Source organism: Gemmatimonadaceae bacterium, assembly GCA_019637355.1.
Taxonomy (GTDB): domain Bacteria; phylum Gemmatimonadota; class Gemmatimonadetes; order Gemmatimonadales; family Gemmatimonadaceae; genus Pseudogemmatithrix.
On the sequence record JAHBVT010000001.1, the window covers coordinates 1,434,132 to 1,450,573 of the forward strand.

Annotated in this window: 15 protein-coding genes; all 15 read left to right on the forward strand. The window is 68.4% G+C overall.

All coding sequences use genetic code 11. The features are described 5' to 3' along the window. The 15 genes from KF689_06570 to fabD all read left to right on the forward strand — a co-directional run bounded on the left by KF689_06570 (nucleotide 1) and on the right by fabD (nucleotide 16,409). Nucleotides 1-546, forward strand: a complete 546-nt coding sequence (locus KF689_06570; GenBank protein ID MBX3133035.1) for an NADH-quinone oxidoreductase subunit J — start codon at nucleotides 1-3, stop codon at nucleotides 544-546. Nucleotides 547-549: 3 nt separating this feature from the next. Next, nucleotides 550-843: an NADH-quinone oxidoreductase subunit NuoK gene (gene nuoK / locus KF689_06575; GenBank protein MBX3133036.1), complete on the forward strand. Its 294-nt coding sequence runs from the start codon at nucleotides 550-552 to the stop codon at nucleotides 841-843. After that, nucleotides 843-3,038 carry an NADH-quinone oxidoreductase subunit L gene (gene nuoL / locus KF689_06580; protein MBX3133037.1) on the forward strand — a complete coding sequence of 732 codons (2,196 nt, stop codon included), beginning with the start codon at nucleotides 843-845 and terminating at the stop codon, nucleotides 3,036-3,038. Before nuoK ends, nuoL begins: the two co-directional genes overlap by 1 nt. 7 nt (nucleotides 3,039-3,045) lie before the next feature. Beyond that, nucleotides 3,046-4,620 (forward strand): NADH-quinone oxidoreductase subunit M, encoded by a 1,575-nt coding sequence (locus KF689_06585; protein ID MBX3133038.1) that lies wholly within the window; start codon nucleotides 3,046-3,048, stop codon nucleotides 4,618-4,620. After that, nucleotides 4,617-6,131, forward strand: a complete 1,515-nt coding sequence (locus KF689_06590) for an NADH-quinone oxidoreductase subunit N (protein ID MBX3133039.1) — start codon at nucleotides 4,617-4,619, stop codon at nucleotides 6,129-6,131. Before KF689_06585 ends, KF689_06590 begins: the two co-directional genes overlap by 4 nt. After that, on the forward strand, nucleotides 6,122-7,507 hold the full coding sequence (locus tag KF689_06595; protein MBX3133040.1) for a phosphomannomutase/phosphoglucomutase: 1,386 nt from the start codon (nucleotides 6,122-6,124) through the stop codon (nucleotides 7,505-7,507). The genes KF689_06590 and KF689_06595 overlap by 10 nt, the downstream gene beginning before the upstream one ends. Before the next feature lie 7 nt (nucleotides 7,508-7,514). Next, the gene (locus tag KF689_06600; protein ID MBX3133041.1) at nucleotides 7,515-9,962 is read left to right on the forward strand and encodes a UPF0182 family protein; all 2,448 of its coding nucleotides are present in this window, start codon (nucleotides 7,515-7,517) and stop codon (nucleotides 9,960-9,962) included. 86 nt (nucleotides 9,963-10,048) lie between these two features. Further along, nucleotides 10,049-11,188, forward strand: coding sequence for an ADP-forming succinate--CoA ligase subunit beta (gene sucC, locus KF689_06605; GenBank protein ID MBX3133042.1), 1,140 nt, complete (start codon nucleotides 10,049-10,051; stop codon nucleotides 11,186-11,188). A gap of 1 nt (nucleotide 11,189) precedes the next feature. Next, on the forward strand, nucleotides 11,190-12,062 hold the full coding sequence (gene sucD, locus KF689_06610) for a succinate--CoA ligase subunit alpha (protein MBX3133043.1): 873 nt from the start codon (nucleotides 11,190-11,192) through the stop codon (nucleotides 12,060-12,062). A 169-nt stretch (nucleotides 12,063-12,231) separates the two neighbouring features. Continuing rightward, nucleotides 12,232-12,651, forward strand: a complete 420-nt coding sequence (gene ndk / locus KF689_06615) for a nucleoside-diphosphate kinase (GenBank protein MBX3133044.1) — start codon at nucleotides 12,232-12,234, stop codon at nucleotides 12,649-12,651. Nucleotides 12,652-12,795: 144 nt separating this feature from the next. Next, nucleotides 12,796-13,263 carry a DUF177 domain-containing protein gene (locus KF689_06620; protein MBX3133045.1) on the forward strand — a complete coding sequence of 156 codons (468 nt, stop codon included), beginning with the start codon at nucleotides 12,796-12,798 and terminating at the stop codon, nucleotides 13,261-13,263. A gap of 50 nt (nucleotides 13,264-13,313) precedes the next feature. Beyond that, nucleotides 13,314-13,496 (forward strand): 50S ribosomal protein L32, encoded by a 183-nt coding sequence (gene rpmF / locus KF689_06625; GenBank protein ID MBX3133046.1) that lies wholly within the window; start codon nucleotides 13,314-13,316, stop codon nucleotides 13,494-13,496. A gap of 2 nt (nucleotides 13,497-13,498) precedes the next feature. Next, the gene (gene plsX / locus KF689_06630; GenBank protein MBX3133047.1) at nucleotides 13,499-14,500 is read left to right on the forward strand and encodes a phosphate acyltransferase PlsX; all 1,002 of its coding nucleotides are present in this window, start codon (nucleotides 13,499-13,501) and stop codon (nucleotides 14,498-14,500) included. Then, on the forward strand, nucleotides 14,497-15,486 hold the full coding sequence (locus tag KF689_06635; protein ID MBX3133048.1) for a ketoacyl-ACP synthase III: 990 nt from the start codon (nucleotides 14,497-14,499) through the stop codon (nucleotides 15,484-15,486). Before plsX ends, KF689_06635 begins: the two co-directional genes overlap by 4 nt. Beyond that, nucleotides 15,486-16,409 (forward strand): ACP S-malonyltransferase, encoded by a 924-nt coding sequence (gene fabD, locus KF689_06640; GenBank protein ID MBX3133049.1) that lies wholly within the window; start codon nucleotides 15,486-15,488, stop codon nucleotides 16,407-16,409. The genes KF689_06635 and fabD overlap by 1 nt, the downstream gene beginning before the upstream one ends. Nucleotides 16,410-16,442: the final 33 nt, after the last annotated feature.

Sequence of the window (16,442 nt, forward strand, 5' to 3'; positions counted from 1 at the left end):
ATGAACAACGAGTTCCTCCCGCTCTTCTACACGTTCCACTTCTACCTCTTCGGGCTGATCGCGCTGGTCTCGGCGATTCTGTTCGTGACCCGCAAGAGCCCGGTGGCGGCGGCGCTGTGGCTGGTGAACGTGATGTTCTGCCTGGCCGCGCTCTACGTGATGCTCGACGCACAGTTCATCGGCGCCATCCAAGTGCTGGTGTACGCCGGCGCGATTATGGTCGTGTTCCTGTTCGTGGTGATGCTCCTGAACCTCGGCAAGCCCGAGGACGTCAGCGACATCCGCGGGCAGTTGCCGCGCGTGACGGCTGGCTTTGTGGGCCTGGCGCTCCTCGCCGAGGTGATGGTCCTGGCGCGTGGTCGCTTCATTCCGACGCTGACGCTGCCGGTGCCGCCGAGCGTGGACACGGTGGAGAAGCCGGGCGGTATCATCGGCCCGATTGCGGACGTGCTCCTCAAGGAGCAGGTCCTGGCCTTCCAACTCTCGGCGGTGCTGCTGCTTGTGGCCATCGTCGGCGCGGTCGTGATCGGCCGCAAGCGGAGCTGACCGATGGTCGCTGAATCCCTCGCGCTGTCGGCCGCGCTCTTCACGATCGGCGTCATCGGCGTGCTCACGCGCCGCAACGCCATCATCCTGTTTATGTGCGTCGAGCTGATGCTCAACGCCGTGAATCTCTCGCTGGTCGCGCTGAGCACGCTGTACGGCGCCGCCGGCCAGGTGTTCGTGCTCTTCGTCATCACCGTGGCGGCCGCCGAGGCGGCCGTGGGGCTCGCGATCGTCATCGCGATCTTCCGGCATCGCCAGTCGGTGCACCTCGATGACATCAACCTGCTGAAGGGCTGATGATCCAGACCCCTCCCCCCGAGATGGGCCATCCGCTGGCGGACACCGTCGCGCGCTTCGCCTGGCTGCTGCCGGCGCTGCCGCTGCTCGGCTTCGCGCTCAATGGGCTGCTGTCGCTGCGGCACGCGGCGAAGGTCGGCCCGGCGGACCCCACCGCCGCCTCCGAGCACGCGCACGGTGACGCGCACGGTGCCCACGGCCACGACGACGCCCACGGACACGGCGACGACCACCACGCCGCCCGCCACCCGGCGGCCGCGCTGGTGTCGCTCATCGGCCCCGGCGTGCTCATCGCCTCCTTCGGCGTGGCGCTGGCGATCTTCGTCGCGATGCGGGCCGCGCACATCGAGGCGCCCTTCGTCCTGACGCTGTTCCAGTGGATGCCCACGGGCAACCTGAGCGTCGACGTGGCGCTGCAGCTGGACCAGCTCTCGATGGTGATGGTGCTCATCATCACCGGCATCGGCTCGCTGATCCATCTGTTCTCGGTCGGCTATATGCAGGACGACCCGGGGTACCCGAGATACTTCGCGTACCTCAACCTGTTCGTCTTCTTTATGCTGCTCCTGGTGCTCGGCGCCAACTACCCCCTGATGTTCGTGGGCTGGGAAGGCGTGGGGCTCTGCTCGTATCTGCTCATCGGGTTCTGGTACCAGGAGAAGGCCAACGCCGACGCCGGCAAGAAGGCCTTCATCGTCAACCGCATCGGCGACTTCGGGATGCTGGTGGCGATGTTCCTGATGTTCGCCAACTTCGGCACGCTGTCGTTCGCCGGGATGGAAGGCGCGCTGGCCGGCGTGGAGCTGGGCGCGCTGGTGCCGACGGCGATCGCGCTGTTCCTGTTCCTCGGCGCGGCCGGCAAGTCGGCGCAGGTGCCGCTGTATGTGTGGCTGCCGGACGCGATGGCCGGCCCGACGCCGGTCTCGGCGCTGATCCACGCCGCCACGATGGTGACGGCCGGCGTGTACCTCGTGGCGCGCTCGGCCACGCTGTTCGCGCTGGCGCCGACGGCGCAGCTGACCGTGGCGCTGGTGGGCGCGCTCACCGCGGTGTTCGCGGCGACCATCGGCCTCAAGCAGTGGGACATCAAGAAGGTGCTCGCGTACTCCACCGTCTCCCAGCTCGGCTATATGTTCGTCGGCGTGGGCGTGGGCGCGTACACCGCAGGCGTCTTCCACCTGATGACGCACGCGTTCTTCAAGGCGCTGCTGTTCCTCGGCTCGGGCTCGGTGATCTACGCGATGCACAAGGCGTATCACGCGACGCACAACCACGAGGACGCGCAGGATATGCGCAATATGGGCGGCCTCAAGGCCCATATGCCGGTGACGTTCTACCTGATGTGGATCGCCACGCTGGCCATCGCCGGCATCCCGCTCTTCTCGGGCTTCTTCTCCAAGGACGAGATCCTCGCGGCCGTGTTCGCGCGGACGCACGACTCGACCATCGCCGCCGGTTCGTTGCTGGGCGTGCCCGGCAACGTCGTGCTCTACGTGGTGTACGCGCTGGGCCTCGCGGCGGCGCTGATGACCGCGATCTATATGACGCGGATGATGCTGTACACCTTCCACGGGCCCAACCGCACCGGCGAGAAGGAGCGTCCGCACCTCGCGGAGGCGCCGTGGATCATGACCGGGCCCTTGGTCGTACTCGGCGTGCTCTCGCTGGTGGGCGGCTGGTTCAACCTGCCGCTGATCACCGGCGGCGCGCTCGGCCCGGTGGAGCTGCTGCACCACTGGCTGGAGCCGGTGATCGGCAACGCCACGCTGGCCGTGACGTATGGCGAGGCCCCGCATCTCTCGCACAGCACGGAGTACGTGCTCATCGGGACGGCGGTCGCGATCGCCGTGGCCGGCATCGCCTTCGCGTTCGCGAAGCTCAAGCCCGAGGCACTGGTGCCGGCCAAGCAGGCGCCGGCAGAGCAGGGCATCGGCAAGACACTCTACAACAAGTGGTACGTGGACGAGGCCTACGACAAGGTCATCGTCCAGCCCACCGTCGGGGTCTCGCGCACGGTCCTCTGGAAGGGGATCGACACGGGCCTCATCGACGGGCTTCTCGTGAACGGCAGCGCCCTCCTGATGAAGGCCTTCGGATGGATGGGCTCCCAGCTGCAGACCGGGCGCGTGGGGACCTACGCCTGGGTCATCGTCCTCGGCGCGGTGATGGTGCTCGGCGCCTTCACCTTCCTCTGATCCACCCGTGACCTCGTTCCTCGATTCCATCGGATACAACGGCTGGATCCTGCCGGCGCTGCTCGGGCTGCCGCTGGCAGGCGCGGCCGTGCTGTTCGCCCGGGCCGGACGCCAGGGCGATGCCGCAGCCGTGATGGCCTCCGACCGGCAGTTGGCGCTGGGCATCTTCCTGCTCGAAGCGCTGCTCTCCCTCGGCCTGTGGTGGTCCGTCGACACCACGCTGGCCGGCTGGCACGCGGTGGTGGACTTGGCGTGGATCCCGGCCTGGGGCGTGCGCTTCACGGTCGGCGTGGACGGCATCGCGTTGATGCTGGTGCTGCTGACGACGCTGCTGATGCCGCTCGCCGTGCTCGGCGGCTGGACCAGCATCCGCGAGAAGACCGGCTGGTACTACGGCCTGCTGCTGGTGCTCACGACCGGGATGCTCGGCGTGTTTATGGCGCTGGACCTGGTGCTGTTCTACGTGATGTGGGAAGTGATGCTCGTACCGATGTACCTGATCATCGGCGTGTGGGGCGGCCAGCGGCGCCTCTATGCGAGCCTCAAGTTCTTCCTCTACACGATGGTCGGCTCGCTGCTGATGCTGGTGGCCGTGGTCTGGCTGGGCCTGCAGGCGGGCGTGGACGGCGTGCCGAACTTCTCGTACGACGCCATCCTCTCGCTGTCGAAGGGCAGCTGGTGGAGCGGCTCGATCTGGCTGTTCGGCGCCTTTGCGCTGGCCTTCGCGGTGAAGGTGCCGATGTGGCCCTTCCATACGTGGTTGCCCGACGCCCACGTCGAGGCGCCCACCGCCGGCTCGGTGATCCTGGCGGCGATTATGCTCAAGATGGGCACCTTCGGCTTCGTGCGCTTCGCGCTGCCGCTGTTCCCGGCCGCAGCAATGCACCCGACCGTGCGCGGCGTGATGCTCGCGCTCGCGGTGATCGGCATCGTATACGGCGCGCTGGTGGCGTTGGTGCAACCGGACTTCAAGAAGCTGGTCGCGTACTCCTCCGTCAGCCACCTGGGCTTCGTGATGCTCGGCATCTTCGCCGGGACGGTGGAGAGCGTGCAGGGCGCCTTGGTGGTGACCATCGCGCACGGCATCTCGACCGGCGCGCTGTTCCTGCTCATCGGGATGATCTACGAGCGGCGCCACACGCGCCTGGTGGACGACTTCGGCGGCATCGCCAAGGTGATGCCGATGTTCGCGGTGTTCCTGACCATCGTCGCGCTCTCGAGCATCGGCGTGCCCGGGACCAACGGCTTCGTGGGCGAGTTCCTGGTGCTGATCGGCTCGTACAAGACGATGCCCTTCCACGCCGTCATCGCCGCCACCAGCGTCATCTTCGCGGCGGCCTACCTGCTCTGGGCCGTGCAGCGCATCATCTACAATCCGCTGGTCAAGCCGGCCAACCAGGCCCTCGCCGGAATGGACCTGAACCGGCGTGAGATCGGCCTGCTGGTACCCCTCGTGATCGGCATCCTCTGGATCGGCGTGTATCCCAAGCCCCTGCTGCAGAAGACCGAGACGGCGGCCACGGCGCTGGTCCGGATGCTTGACGCCGTCCCCGTGCGCTCGATGCTGGGGGCGGGCCGATGACCTTCGATCTCGCGCTGCCGCTGCAGCTCGCCTCGGCGCTGCTGCCGGACATCGTCCTGATGGTCGGGGCGATGGTCCTGATGCTGTACGCCGCGTGGCGGCCGGACTCCGTGGCGCACCAGCGCTCGGTCGGCGTCGCCGCGATGAGCCTGCTCGTCGCCACCATCGCGGCCGTCGTCTATATGGCGGCGCGCGGCGACGCGTCCGGCGCCGGCATCATCGCCACCGACGGCCTGCGCTGGACCATCGACCTCGTCGTGCTCGTCGCCGCGCTGGGGACGGTGGCCCTGGCCATCGAGTACAACGACAAGCACGGCATCCCGCACGGCGAGATGCACGTGCTCGTCTGCTTCGCGACGGCCGGGATGATGATCCTCGCCGCCGGCCGCGACCTGATGGTGATCTTCCTCGGCATCGAGATTATGTCGGTGGCCGTGTACGTGCTGGCCGGAATGAACCGCCGCAGCGCCAAGGCGGCCGAGTCGTCGCTCAAGTACTTCCTGCTCGGCGCCTTCGCGACCGGCTTCCTGCTCTACGGAATGGCGCTGGTGTACGGCGCCACTGGAGAGACGCAGCTTACCGCCATCGCCGACCGCGTGCTCGGCTACGCCCTCGGTGACCATCCGATGTTGGTGGTCGGGGTGGGGCTGTTGACCATCGGTCTCGCGTTCAAGGTGGCGCTGGCCCCATTCCATATGTGGGCGCCCGACGTGTACGACGGCGCCCCGACGCCGATCACGGCGTATATGGCCGCCGCCGTGAAGGCCGCCGCGTTCGCCGGTTTCGCCCGCATCTGGTACGAGTGCTTCTTCCTCGTCACCGCTTGGCCCTTCGTCTTCTGGATCCTCGCCGTCGTCTCGATGATCGTCGGCAACGTCGTCGCGCTGCGGCAGCAGAACATCAAGCGGATGCTGGCCTATTCCAGCATCGTGCACTCCGGCTACTTGCTCATCACCATCCTCGCCTCCACCGCGATCGGCACGACGGCGCTGATCTTCTACGTGCTGGCATATACGCTGGCCACCTTCGGCGCTTTCGCCGTGGTGTCGGTGATGCAGGACGGCAGCGAGCGCAGCCCGATGATCGGAGACTACGCCGGGCTGTGGCACGTGCGTCCGATGCTGGCGGTGGGGATGTCCGTGTTCCTGCTGGCGCTACTCGGCTTCCCGGTGTTCGGCGGCATCGGCTTCTTCGCCAAGTGGTACTTGGTTAGCGCGGCGCTTTCGTCGCCGTTCAAGCTGTATTCGCTGGCGGCAATCCTGGTGCTGACCTCGGTCATCTCGGCGGGCTACTACCTCCAAGTGGTGCGCGTGATGTTTATGCAGCCGCGTCCGGAGGGAGCGCCGGCCGTACCCAGCGCCGGTCCGCTCACGCGGCTGGTGTTGGTCGGCACCGCGACGGCGATCCTACTCTTCGGCATCCTGCCCGGTCCGGTGGCCAATTGGGCCTCCGGCGGCGCGCAGTTGCCGATGAACGCCACACACAGCGCGCCGAATCAGCTGTGGCGGTGATCGCCGCCGGGATCTTCCGGCAGTACGACATCCGCGGCGTCGTCGGTCAGGACCTGACTCTCGAGGCCGCGGAGGCCATCGGGCGTGCCTACGCGGTGCTGCTCGCGGAGCGTGGCATCGTCGGCGCGGTCGCCGTCGGCCGCGACAACCGGCCCAGCGGGGCGGGGCTCCGCGACGCGCTCGTGCGAGGGCTTACCGAGAGCGGCGTCGACGTCATCGACGTCGGCATCGTCCCGACGCCGCTGCTCTACTGGTCGCTGCACCACCTCCCGGTGGTGGCGGGCATCCAGATCACCGGCTCGCACAATCCGCCGGAGTACAACGGCTTCAAGTGCTGCGTCGGGACCACCTCGCTGCACGGCGAGGGCATCCAACACCTGCGCGGCCTGATCGAGTCGGGCGCCGCGCGCAGCGGGAAGGGACGCGTCCGCCACGAGGACATCCTCGACCGCTATGTCGCCGACATCGTCGCGCGCATCGGGCCGCTACCGACGGATCTCAAGGTCGTCATCGACTGCGGCAACGGGGTCGGGGCCGTGGTGGCACCGAAGCTCTTCGCCGCCCTCGGCGTCACGCCCACGTGGCTCTTCGCCGAGAGCGACGGCAGCTTTCCGAACCACCACCCCGATCCGACCGTCGTCGAGAACCTGCAGGATCTCATTCGCGCCGTGCGCGAGACCGGCAGCGAGCTGGGCATCGGCTTCGACGGCGACGCCGACCGCATCGGGATGGTGGACGGCGACGGCAGCATCGTCTGGGGCGACTACCTGCTGCTGCTCTATGCCCGCGACGTGCTCGCGCGCACGGGGAAAGGCCAGTCGATCATCTTCGACGTCAAGTGCTCGCAGGCCCTGCCGGACGGCATCGCCGCTGCCGGAGGCAATCCGGTGATGTGGAAGACCGGCCACTCCCTCATCAAGGAGAAGATGAAGGAGTTGCAGGCGCCGATCGCCGGCGAGATGTCGGGACATATGTTCTTCACCGAGGGCTTCTACGGCCACGACGACGCGCTCTATGCCGCCGCGCGCCTGCTGCGCATCGTCGCCGACGCACGTCAGCCCGTGAAGACCCTGCTGGCCGACGTGCCGCGCTTCGTCTCCACGCCGGAAATCCGTGTGGACTGCCCGGACGACCGCAAGGAGGCCATCGTCGCCGAGGCGCTGGCCTACTTCCGCAGCAAGTACCCCGTGAGCGATGTTGACGGCGTGCGCATCCTCTTTGACGGCGGCTGGGGCCTGATCCGGAGCTCGAACACGCAGCCCATCCTCGTGATGCGCTTCGAGGCCTCGAGCGCGGAGCGGCTGGCGGAACTGCGCGGCGAGGTCGAAGCCTGGCTCGTCGCCCGCGGCGTGTCCCTGACCGCCGCCGGCCACTGAGCTGAGCGTGCGGGGGCGGCGCAGCCTCCTCGGGTTCCTCGCCGGGGGCGCACTGGCCCTGCTGGCCGGCCGGGCCGTGGCCGGCATCTACGCGGACTGGGCGTTCCACCAGGCACTGGGCTTCGGCGAACTCTGGGAGCTCAAGGCCGCGACCGTGCTCGCGCTCCGCAGCGGAGCCTTGGTCGCCGCGACGCTCTTCGCCTTCGCGAACCTCTACGCCGTCCGGCACTCGATCGTCTCGCTGGTGCTGCCGAGTCAGTTGGGCGACCTAGAGATCCCGGAGGCCGTGCCCACGCAGCGCCTGACCTTGGTCGCGGCGCTGCTCGCGCTGCTCGTGGGAAGCCTCTTCGCGCTCCTGCCGATGGACTGGCACCAGGCCGCCTTGGCTTGGGAAGGGGTGCGCTTCGGCGAGATCGACCCGTACCTCGAGCACGACTTGGGGTTCTACGTGGCGTGGTTGCCTTGGGAGCGCGCGCTGCAGGCCCGCCTGATGTCGCTGACCATCGTCGTGGCGGCACTGGTGACGCTGCTGTATGCGGCCACACCGAGCATCCGCTGGACCGCGTCGGGCCTGTACGTCTCGACCTGGGTACGGCGGCACCTCTCGGTGCTCGGCGGGCTGGCGGTCGCGTTGATCGGCTGGGGCTGGCGTCTCGACCGCTTCGAGCGCCTCAGCCCTGGCAGCGGGGTCTGGCTCGACGCCACGACCGAGGCCGTGTTCACGAGCTTCGACCACCGCATAGCCCTGCCGTACCGCGCCTTCGCCGCATTTGCCACGCTGCCCCTGGCGGCGGTGCTTGTCTACGCGGGCTGGCGTGGATACCTCCGCAGCGCCGTCGCGATGCTCGGGATGCTCATCGCGTTGGGGCCCATCGCCAGCGCGCTCCTCCCGGCGGTGGCCAAGCGGCCCCTGAATTCCGCCGAGGGCCGCCAGCAACAGCGTCCGTATCGCAACACGTCCGCCCTATTCACTCGCCGGGCCTTCGGCGTCGACCAAATCGCCACCGCGCGCGCGTCCCTCGGCGTGGTGCCAGCATCCCGCGTGAGCCGCAGCGTGAGTGCGTGGGATCCGGCCGCCCTGGAGGCGCTGAGCGCCGACGGGCAGCGCCGTGACTCCGTGGTGGCCATCGGCTGGCACGGTGGCCGCGACGGGCTCGAGGCGCTGGCACTGCTGCGGCCGCGGTCGCCGCGCGATGGCGACTGGCACGCGGCGCGGTACCTCGCGCCCAGCGCCGACGACGCCGGTCGGCCCTTTCACGCTCCGTCGCTGGGGGACGGGCGACTGCCCGAAGTTCTGATCCACCCGGGCGCGGCCCGGGTCGCGCTCATTTCGGACCTGCGTGGCGACCTTGCTGGCGCGCCCTTCGAGACCACGTGGCAGCGCATCGCCCTTGCGTGGGCGGAGCAGGATCCCAGGCTGCTCGCCCGTGACGCGCCGTCGCCGCGGCCGGAGCTCGTGACGGCGCGCGACGTGCTGCGCCGCGTTGCCGCCGTGGTGCCGTTCCTCGAGGCGGGACCGACCATCCAGCCGTATGTGCGCGTGGACTCGCTGTACTGGTTCGTGGAGCTCTTCAGCACGGCGACGCGCTATCCGCTCAGCGAGAGCGTCACGTTCAACGGCCGTGAATGGCGTTACGTGCAGCACGCGGCGACGGCCGTGGTGCAGGCGCAGACGGGGCAGGTGACCATCATCCCCGTGGAGCGGCCCGATCCGGTGCTGCGGGTCTGGCTCGAGCGGGCGGGCAGCACGTTCACGCCGCTGGCCGCCGCGCCGGACTGGATGCGCCGCGAGCGCCCCCCAGTGGTGGACTGGATGGTGGTGCAGGGCAGCGCGCTCGCCAGGGTGGGCTTCCAAGGCGACACCCTGGGCGCGCGCCGCTTGACGCGCCCGGACGATGCCGATGCCGACCTCGCCGTCGGTGGACCGACGCCGTTTCAGCTCGACAGCAGCGGCGCACTGGGCTGGGCGCTCCCGGTGGACATTCCGTGGGCGGGGCGGACGCTTGGCGTGCTGGTCGCGCGTGGTGGGACGGAGCGCCGCAGCGAGTTCCACGAGGACGCGCGGCCGCGGTGGACGACCATCCTTGAACGGCTGCAGGGCGCGGCGGACGAGGCGGGCTTCGGACGGACGCTGCCGAACGTGCGGCGAGGCCGGGTCCAGAGCATTCCCACAGCGGACGGCGCGCTGTGGGTCCAGAGTTATTACGAGTGGCCACGCGACGGTGTCCCGCGGTTGGCCGGCGTGGTCGTGAGCAGCCGTGCGCAGACCGTGGCGGCCCGCACGCTCGGCGAGGCACTCGGCGAACGCCGGCCGCCGACGCGGCTCGATGGCGACGCATTCCGCGCGCGGGTCTCGCGGCTCTACGACGCGATGCAGGCCGCCCAGCGCAGCGGGGACTGGCGCGCCTACGGCGAGGCGTGGACCGCCCTCGGACGCCTGCTCGAACGCCCCTGATTCCCTGCGCGCGGCGGTGCCGTTCGCGCGCGTGATGGGCTATTTTTGTAGGCTATTCCACAACTCGATTCCACCACGGAGACCGTGTGAACATCCACGAGTATCAGGCGAAGGAGATCCTGCGCGGCTACGGCGTGCCGATCCCGCCGGGCGAAGTCGCCACGACGCCGGCGCAGGCCGAAGCGATCGCCACCAAGTACGGCACGGCCGTGATGGTCAAGGCCCAGGTGCACGCCGGCGGGCGCGGCAAGGCCGGCGGCGTGAAGTTCTGCAAGACCCCGGCCGACGCCAAGGAGAAGGCGACGGCGATTCTCGGGATGACGATCAAGGACCTCACCGTCGAGAAGGTGCTGGTGACGGTCGCCGCCGACATCGGCAGCGAGGCCTACGTCGGCATCATCGTCGACCGCGCCACCAAGAAGCCGGTGTTTATGGTGTCTGCCGCGGGCGGCATCGACATCGAGGAAGTCGCGGCGAAGACGCCGGAGAAGATCCTCTACGTGCCGGTGGACGTGCGCTACGGCCTGCCGACCTATGACGCGATGCGGATGGGCTTCTTCCTCTACGAGGACGTGAAGCTGGCCCGTGCCGCCGCGAAGATTATGCAGCAGCTCTACGCCGCCTTTATGGCCGCCGGCTGCTCGCTGGCCGAAATCAACCCGCTGGTCGTCACGCCGACGGGCGAGCTCATCGCGGTTGACGGCAAGATGGTGATCGACGACAACGAGCTCGACCGCAAGCCGGAGATCGCCGCGCTGCGCGACGAGTCCAGCGAAGAGCCCTCCGAAGTGGACGCCCGCAACTCGAACCTCACGTTCATCAAGCTCGACGGCGACGTCGGCTGCGTGGTGAACGGCGCCGGCCTCGCGATGGCGACGATGGACCTCGTGAAGTACTACGGCGGCGAGCCGGCCAACTTCCTCGACATCGGCGGCTCGTCGAATCCCGAGAAGGTGGTGAATGCGCTGCGCATCATCACCGCCGACCCGAACGTGAAGGCCATCCTGTTCAACATCTTCGGCGGCATCACGCGCACCGACGACGTGGCCAACGGCATCGTGACGGCCACGAAGCAGAATCCGCTGAAGGTGCCGATCGTCATCCGCCTCACCGGCACCAACGAAGAGATCGCGATGCAGATCCTCAAGGAGAACGGATTCTCCGCCTCCAGCGATATGGACACGGCCGTCAAGAGCGCGGTCGAGCTCGCCAAGGGAGGCAAGTGAGATGAGCGTCTTCATCGACAAGAACACCAAGCTCGTCATCCAGGGCATCACCGGCCGTGACGGCTCGTTCCACGCCAAGCAGATGATGGAGTACGGCACGCAGGTCGTCGCCGGCGTCACGCCGGGCAAGGGCGGCCAGAAGTTCGAGGGCACGGTGCCGATCTTCAACACCGTCGCCGACGCCGTGAAGGCCACCGGCGCGAACACCAGCGTCATCTACGTGCCGCCGCCGTTCGCCGCCGATGCGATTATGGAAGCGGCCGCCGCCGGCGTCTCCCTCGTCGTCTGCATCACCGAAGGCGTGCCGGTGCTCGATATGACGAAGGTCTACCCCTTCGTGAAGGAGCGCGGCGTACGCCTCCTCGGTCCCAACTGCCCGGGGCTCATCACGCCGGGCGAGAGCAAGGTCGGCATCATCCCCGGCCGCATCTGCCTGCCGGGCCCCGTCGGCGTGGTCTCGCGCTCGGGCACGCTCACGTACGAGGTGGTGTACCAACTCACCCGCGCCGGCATCGGCCAGACCACCTGCGTCGGCATCGGTGGCGACCCGATCAACGGCACCAACTTCATCGACTGCCTCGAGGCCTTCGAGAAGGACCCGAAGACCAAGGCCATCGCGATGATGGGCGAAATCGGCGGCACCGACGAGCAGGAAGCGGCCGAGTTCGTCAGGAAGCATATGAAGAAGCCCGTCGTCGGCTTCATCGCCGGGCAGACCGCACCGCCGGGTCGCCGGATGGGCCACGCGGGTGCGATCATCTCCGGTTCGGCTGGTACCGCGGCCGAGAAGATCGAGGCCTTCAAGGCCGCCGGGATGGGCGTGGCGGCGCGGCCGATTGATTTCGTTGAGCTGATCCAGGCGCGGCTCAAGTAACGGCAGTTCACCACAGAGGGCACAGAGGACACAGAGAACGGCAACAGCTGTTCTTGGGGGTGTGGCGCCGGAGCATTAGTGCGCGCCCCCTCCGCTCCTGTTGTTCTCTGTGTGCTCTGTGCCCTCTGTGGTAAAGCGCAGTTCCTCGACCCCGACACCCGACCCTCGTATGGCACTCAACTACACCTTCTCCATCATCAAGCCGGACGCCTTCAACACGGGCAAGGCCGGCAAGATCCTCGCGCACCTCGAGGCCCAGGGCTTCACCCTCAAGGCGGCCCGCGTGGTGCATATGTCCAAGCAGCAGGCCGAGGAGTTCTACGCGGTGCACCGCGGCCGCCCGTTCTTCGGCGAGCTGGTGGCCTTTATGAGCTCCGCGCCCTGTATGCCGTTCGTGCTGCAGAAGGACAACGCCGTGCACGCCCTGCGGGACGCCATCGGCGCGACGGACCCGGCCGAGGCCGCGGCCGGCACGGTCCGGAAGCTGTACGCGGAATCGAAGGGCAAGAACGCGATCCACGCCTCGGACTCCGACGAGAACGCGCTGCGCGAGAGCCGGTTCTTCTTCGCGGAAGCGGACACGATCTAGCGGACAAGACGGAAGACTGAAGACGGAAGGAGTTCGCGTCCGGGCACCTTCCGTCTTCAGTCTTCCGTCCCGTAGCTAAGCCGTTGCAACGCCCCAGTTTATCCGCTTGACCAACCCCTCACAGCGCGATTAGTTTACTTGGCTATGCTTTCGTTCCCCATTCGCACCCTGGCGCAGGGCGCGGCGCAGGTTGAAGGTGACCTCGCCTCCGACGACGCGGTGTGGCTGGAGGGCGACGTTCGTCCCGTTGGGGCGGTCCGGGTCACCGGACGCCTGAGCGGGGCGGGGGCAGGGCGGTATTACTTCTCCGGCGGGTTCCACGGGACCGCGGCCGGCGAGTGCCGCCGCTGCCTCACGCCGGTGGAGTTCGTGGTGCAGAATGAGGCCCACATCATCTTCGCCGACGCGGACGACGAGAACGCGGACGAGCCGGATGTCTACCCGCTCGCCGAGGCCGGGACTTCCCTGGACCTCAGCCCCGCGATTCGCGAGCACTGGCTGCTGGATGCCTCTGGGTTGCCGTTGTGCCGTCCTGACTGCAAGGGACTGTGCCCGACGTGCGGCGCGGAGCTCAATGCTGGACCCTGCGCCTGCCCCACCGCAGCCGCGTAGGCATTCTCTCCGACTGTTCGTTCCACTCACTCTGCAGAACCGAGACTCCGATGGCCGTCCCGAAGCGCCGTACCTCCAAGCGCAAGAAGCGCGCGCGCAACACCCACAAGGTGGCGCCGAAGATCAATATCCAGGCCTGCCCGAAGTGCGGCGCGATGAAGCGCCCGCACCACGTGTGCGAGGAGTGCGGGTTCTACGCGGGTGAACAGCGGGTCGCGGCGCGCGACGCCTGATTATGGCCCGCATCGCGCTGGACGCGATGGGGGGCGATCACGCGCCCCAGGCCCCGATCGCCGCCGCCCTCCTGGCGGCGGCCGAGCTGGGCCCAGACCACACCCTGCAGCTCGTCGGTCAAGAAGCGGTCATCCGCGAGGAGCTCGCCAAGCAACTGGCTGAGGCCTCGGCGGATGTCCGTGCCGCCGCCGAGCGCTTCGAGATCATCCACGCCCCGGACGTCATCACGATGTCCGACAAGCCCTCCGTGGCCATCCGCGGCAAGCCGAACGCCTCGATGGGTGTGGGCCTGCGCCTGCAGCCTGAGGGCAAGAGCGACGCCTTCGTCTCGGCCGGCAACACCGGTGCCCAGATGGCCGCCTCGGTGTTCATCCTGCGCCTGCACGAGGGGCTGCAGCGCCCCGCCATCGGCACGGTGTTCCCGACGGCGACCCAGCCGGTCGTGGTCCTGGACTCCGGCGCGAACGTGGACTGCTCCCCGCAGGAGTTGCTCAACTTCGCACAGCTCGGACACGTGTACGCCAAGGACATCCTCGGGCGCGCCAATCCCGCCATCGGCCTGTTGTCCGTGGGCGAGGAAGCGGAGAAGGGCAGCGCGGCCGTCAAGGAAGCGCATCAACTGCTGCTCAAGAGCGGCCTCAACTTCGTCGGCAACGTCGAGGGGCGCGACATCCCGCTCGGCGCCTGCGATCGCGGCCCGATTGACGTCGTGGTCTGCGATGGCTTCACCGGCAACGTCCTGCTGAAGTTCTATGAAGCGGCGCCGAAACTGTTCGGCGGCCTGATGCTCAAGGCCGGGGTCTCCAAGGAGACGCTCGGCGCGGCGCTGGGCCAGCTCGACTACGCCAAGTACGGCGGCGCACCGCTGCTCGGCGTGAAGGGCGTGAGCATCATCTGCCACGGCAAGTCGTCGCCCGAGGCGCTCAAGAACGGCATCAAGGCCGGCCTGCGCGCCGTGGTGTCAGGGATGAGCCGCCACATCGGTGAGGAGGTACACGCGTGAAGCGCCCCGTCGCGATGTTGGGCCCCACCGCGCACGCGGTGCCCGAGCGCATCCTCAAGAACGCCGACTTTCCGGCGATGGGGATCGACACGTCGGACGAGTGGATTCGCGAGCGCACGGGCATCCGCCAACGCTTCATCTGCGGGGAAGGCGAGAACCTGACGTCACTGGCGACGCAGGCCGCGAAGGACGCGATGGCGGCCGCTGGCGTCACCGCGGCGGAGCTTGACGCAATCATCCTCGGCACGGCCTCGCCGGACCGGCTGCTGCCGTCCACGGCGGTGGAGGTGCAGGCCGCGCTTGGCGCCACGCGTGCCGTGGCCTTCGACATCGACGCCGCCTGCTCAGGCTGGCTCTACAGCGCCCAGATCGCCGAAGGCCTGATCGCGACGGGGGCCTACGAGACCATCCTCGTGATCGGCGGCGAAGTGCTCAGCCGCATCATCAACTGGAAGGACCGCAACACCTGCGTCCTCTTCGGCGACGGTGCCGGCGCGACGATCGTCAAGAAGTCCACCAAGGGACGTGGCATCCTCTCGGCGTATATGCGGTCCGACGGAACCCTCGCCGACCTGCTGCATCGTCCGAAGGGCGCCGGCAACGCGCCGGTGACGCCCGAGATCATCCTCGAGGGTTCGCACTACATCCAGATGGCCGGCCGCGAGGTGTTCAAGAACGCCGTGCGCTCGATGGCCGACGCCGCCGACCGCGCGCTGGACGGCGCGAAGCTCTCCGCCAGCGACATCGACGTGCTGATTCCGCATCAGGCCAACATCCGCATCATCGAGGCCACGGCCAAGCACGCCAACATCCCGGCCGAGAAGGTCTTCGTGAACGTGGACCGCTACGGCAACACCTCGGCGGCGTCGATTCCGATCGCGCTCAGCGAGGCAATGGCCCAGGGACTCGTGAAGGAGGGCACGACCGTGATGTTCGTGGCCTTCGGGGCGGGCTTCACCTGGGGCTCGATGGTGGTGCGCTTCTGATGATCCTCCTGTTCCCGGGGCAGGGCTCGCAGAAGCCGGGGATGGCGAAGGACCTCGCCGAGGCCTTCCCGGTGGTGAAGGACGTGTTCGCGCGCGCCGACGAGGCACTGGGCGCGCCGCTGAGCACGCTGTGCTTCGAGGGCCCGGCCGAGGAGCTCACACTGACGCACAACGCGCAGCCGGCGCTGCTCGCGCACGGCGCCGCCGTCTGGGCCGTGGTGAAGGAGCAGTTGGGCTCCAAGGTGCAGGGCGCGGCGGGACACTCGCTGGGCGAGTTCTCGGCGTACCACGCCGCAGGCGCGCTGGGGCTGGAGGACGCCCTCAAGCTGGTCCGCCGTCGCGGCGAGCTGATGTATCAGACCGGAGTGGACGTCCCCGGCGCGATGGCTGCGATTCTCGGCGAGATGTCGCGGACCATTGAAGAGATCTGCGGCGAGGCGTCGGCGGCGGGCGTGGTCGTGCCGGCCAACTACAACGCGACCGAACAGATCGTGATTTCGGGCGAAGTGGCTGCCGTGGAGAAGGCGATGGAGCTGGCCAAGGCGGCCGGCGCCAAGCGCGCCCTGCGCCTGCCGGTGAGCGGGGCATTCCATTCGCCGCTGATGCAGCCCGCCGCAGGCGGACTCGAGACGGCGCTGGACGCTGCCCGCTGGCGGGACCCCTCGTGGCCCGTGTGGAGCAACGTCACTGCCGAGGCGGTCGGCGACGCGGCGACCGCGAAGGACCTGCTGCACCAGCAACTCACCAGCCCGGTGCGCTGGGTTGAAGTGGTCCGGAATCTCGCGGCGCGCTTCCCCGGCACGACCTTCGTGGAGATGGGCCCTGGCGCGGTGCTCAGCGGTCTCGTGAAGCGCCTCGCCCCCGGCTGCACGACGATGACCTGCGGCACCGTGGCCGAGGTCGAAGCGCTGCTCAAGCTGTGAACGCGCACTCCTTCCGTCTTCAGTCTTCCGTCC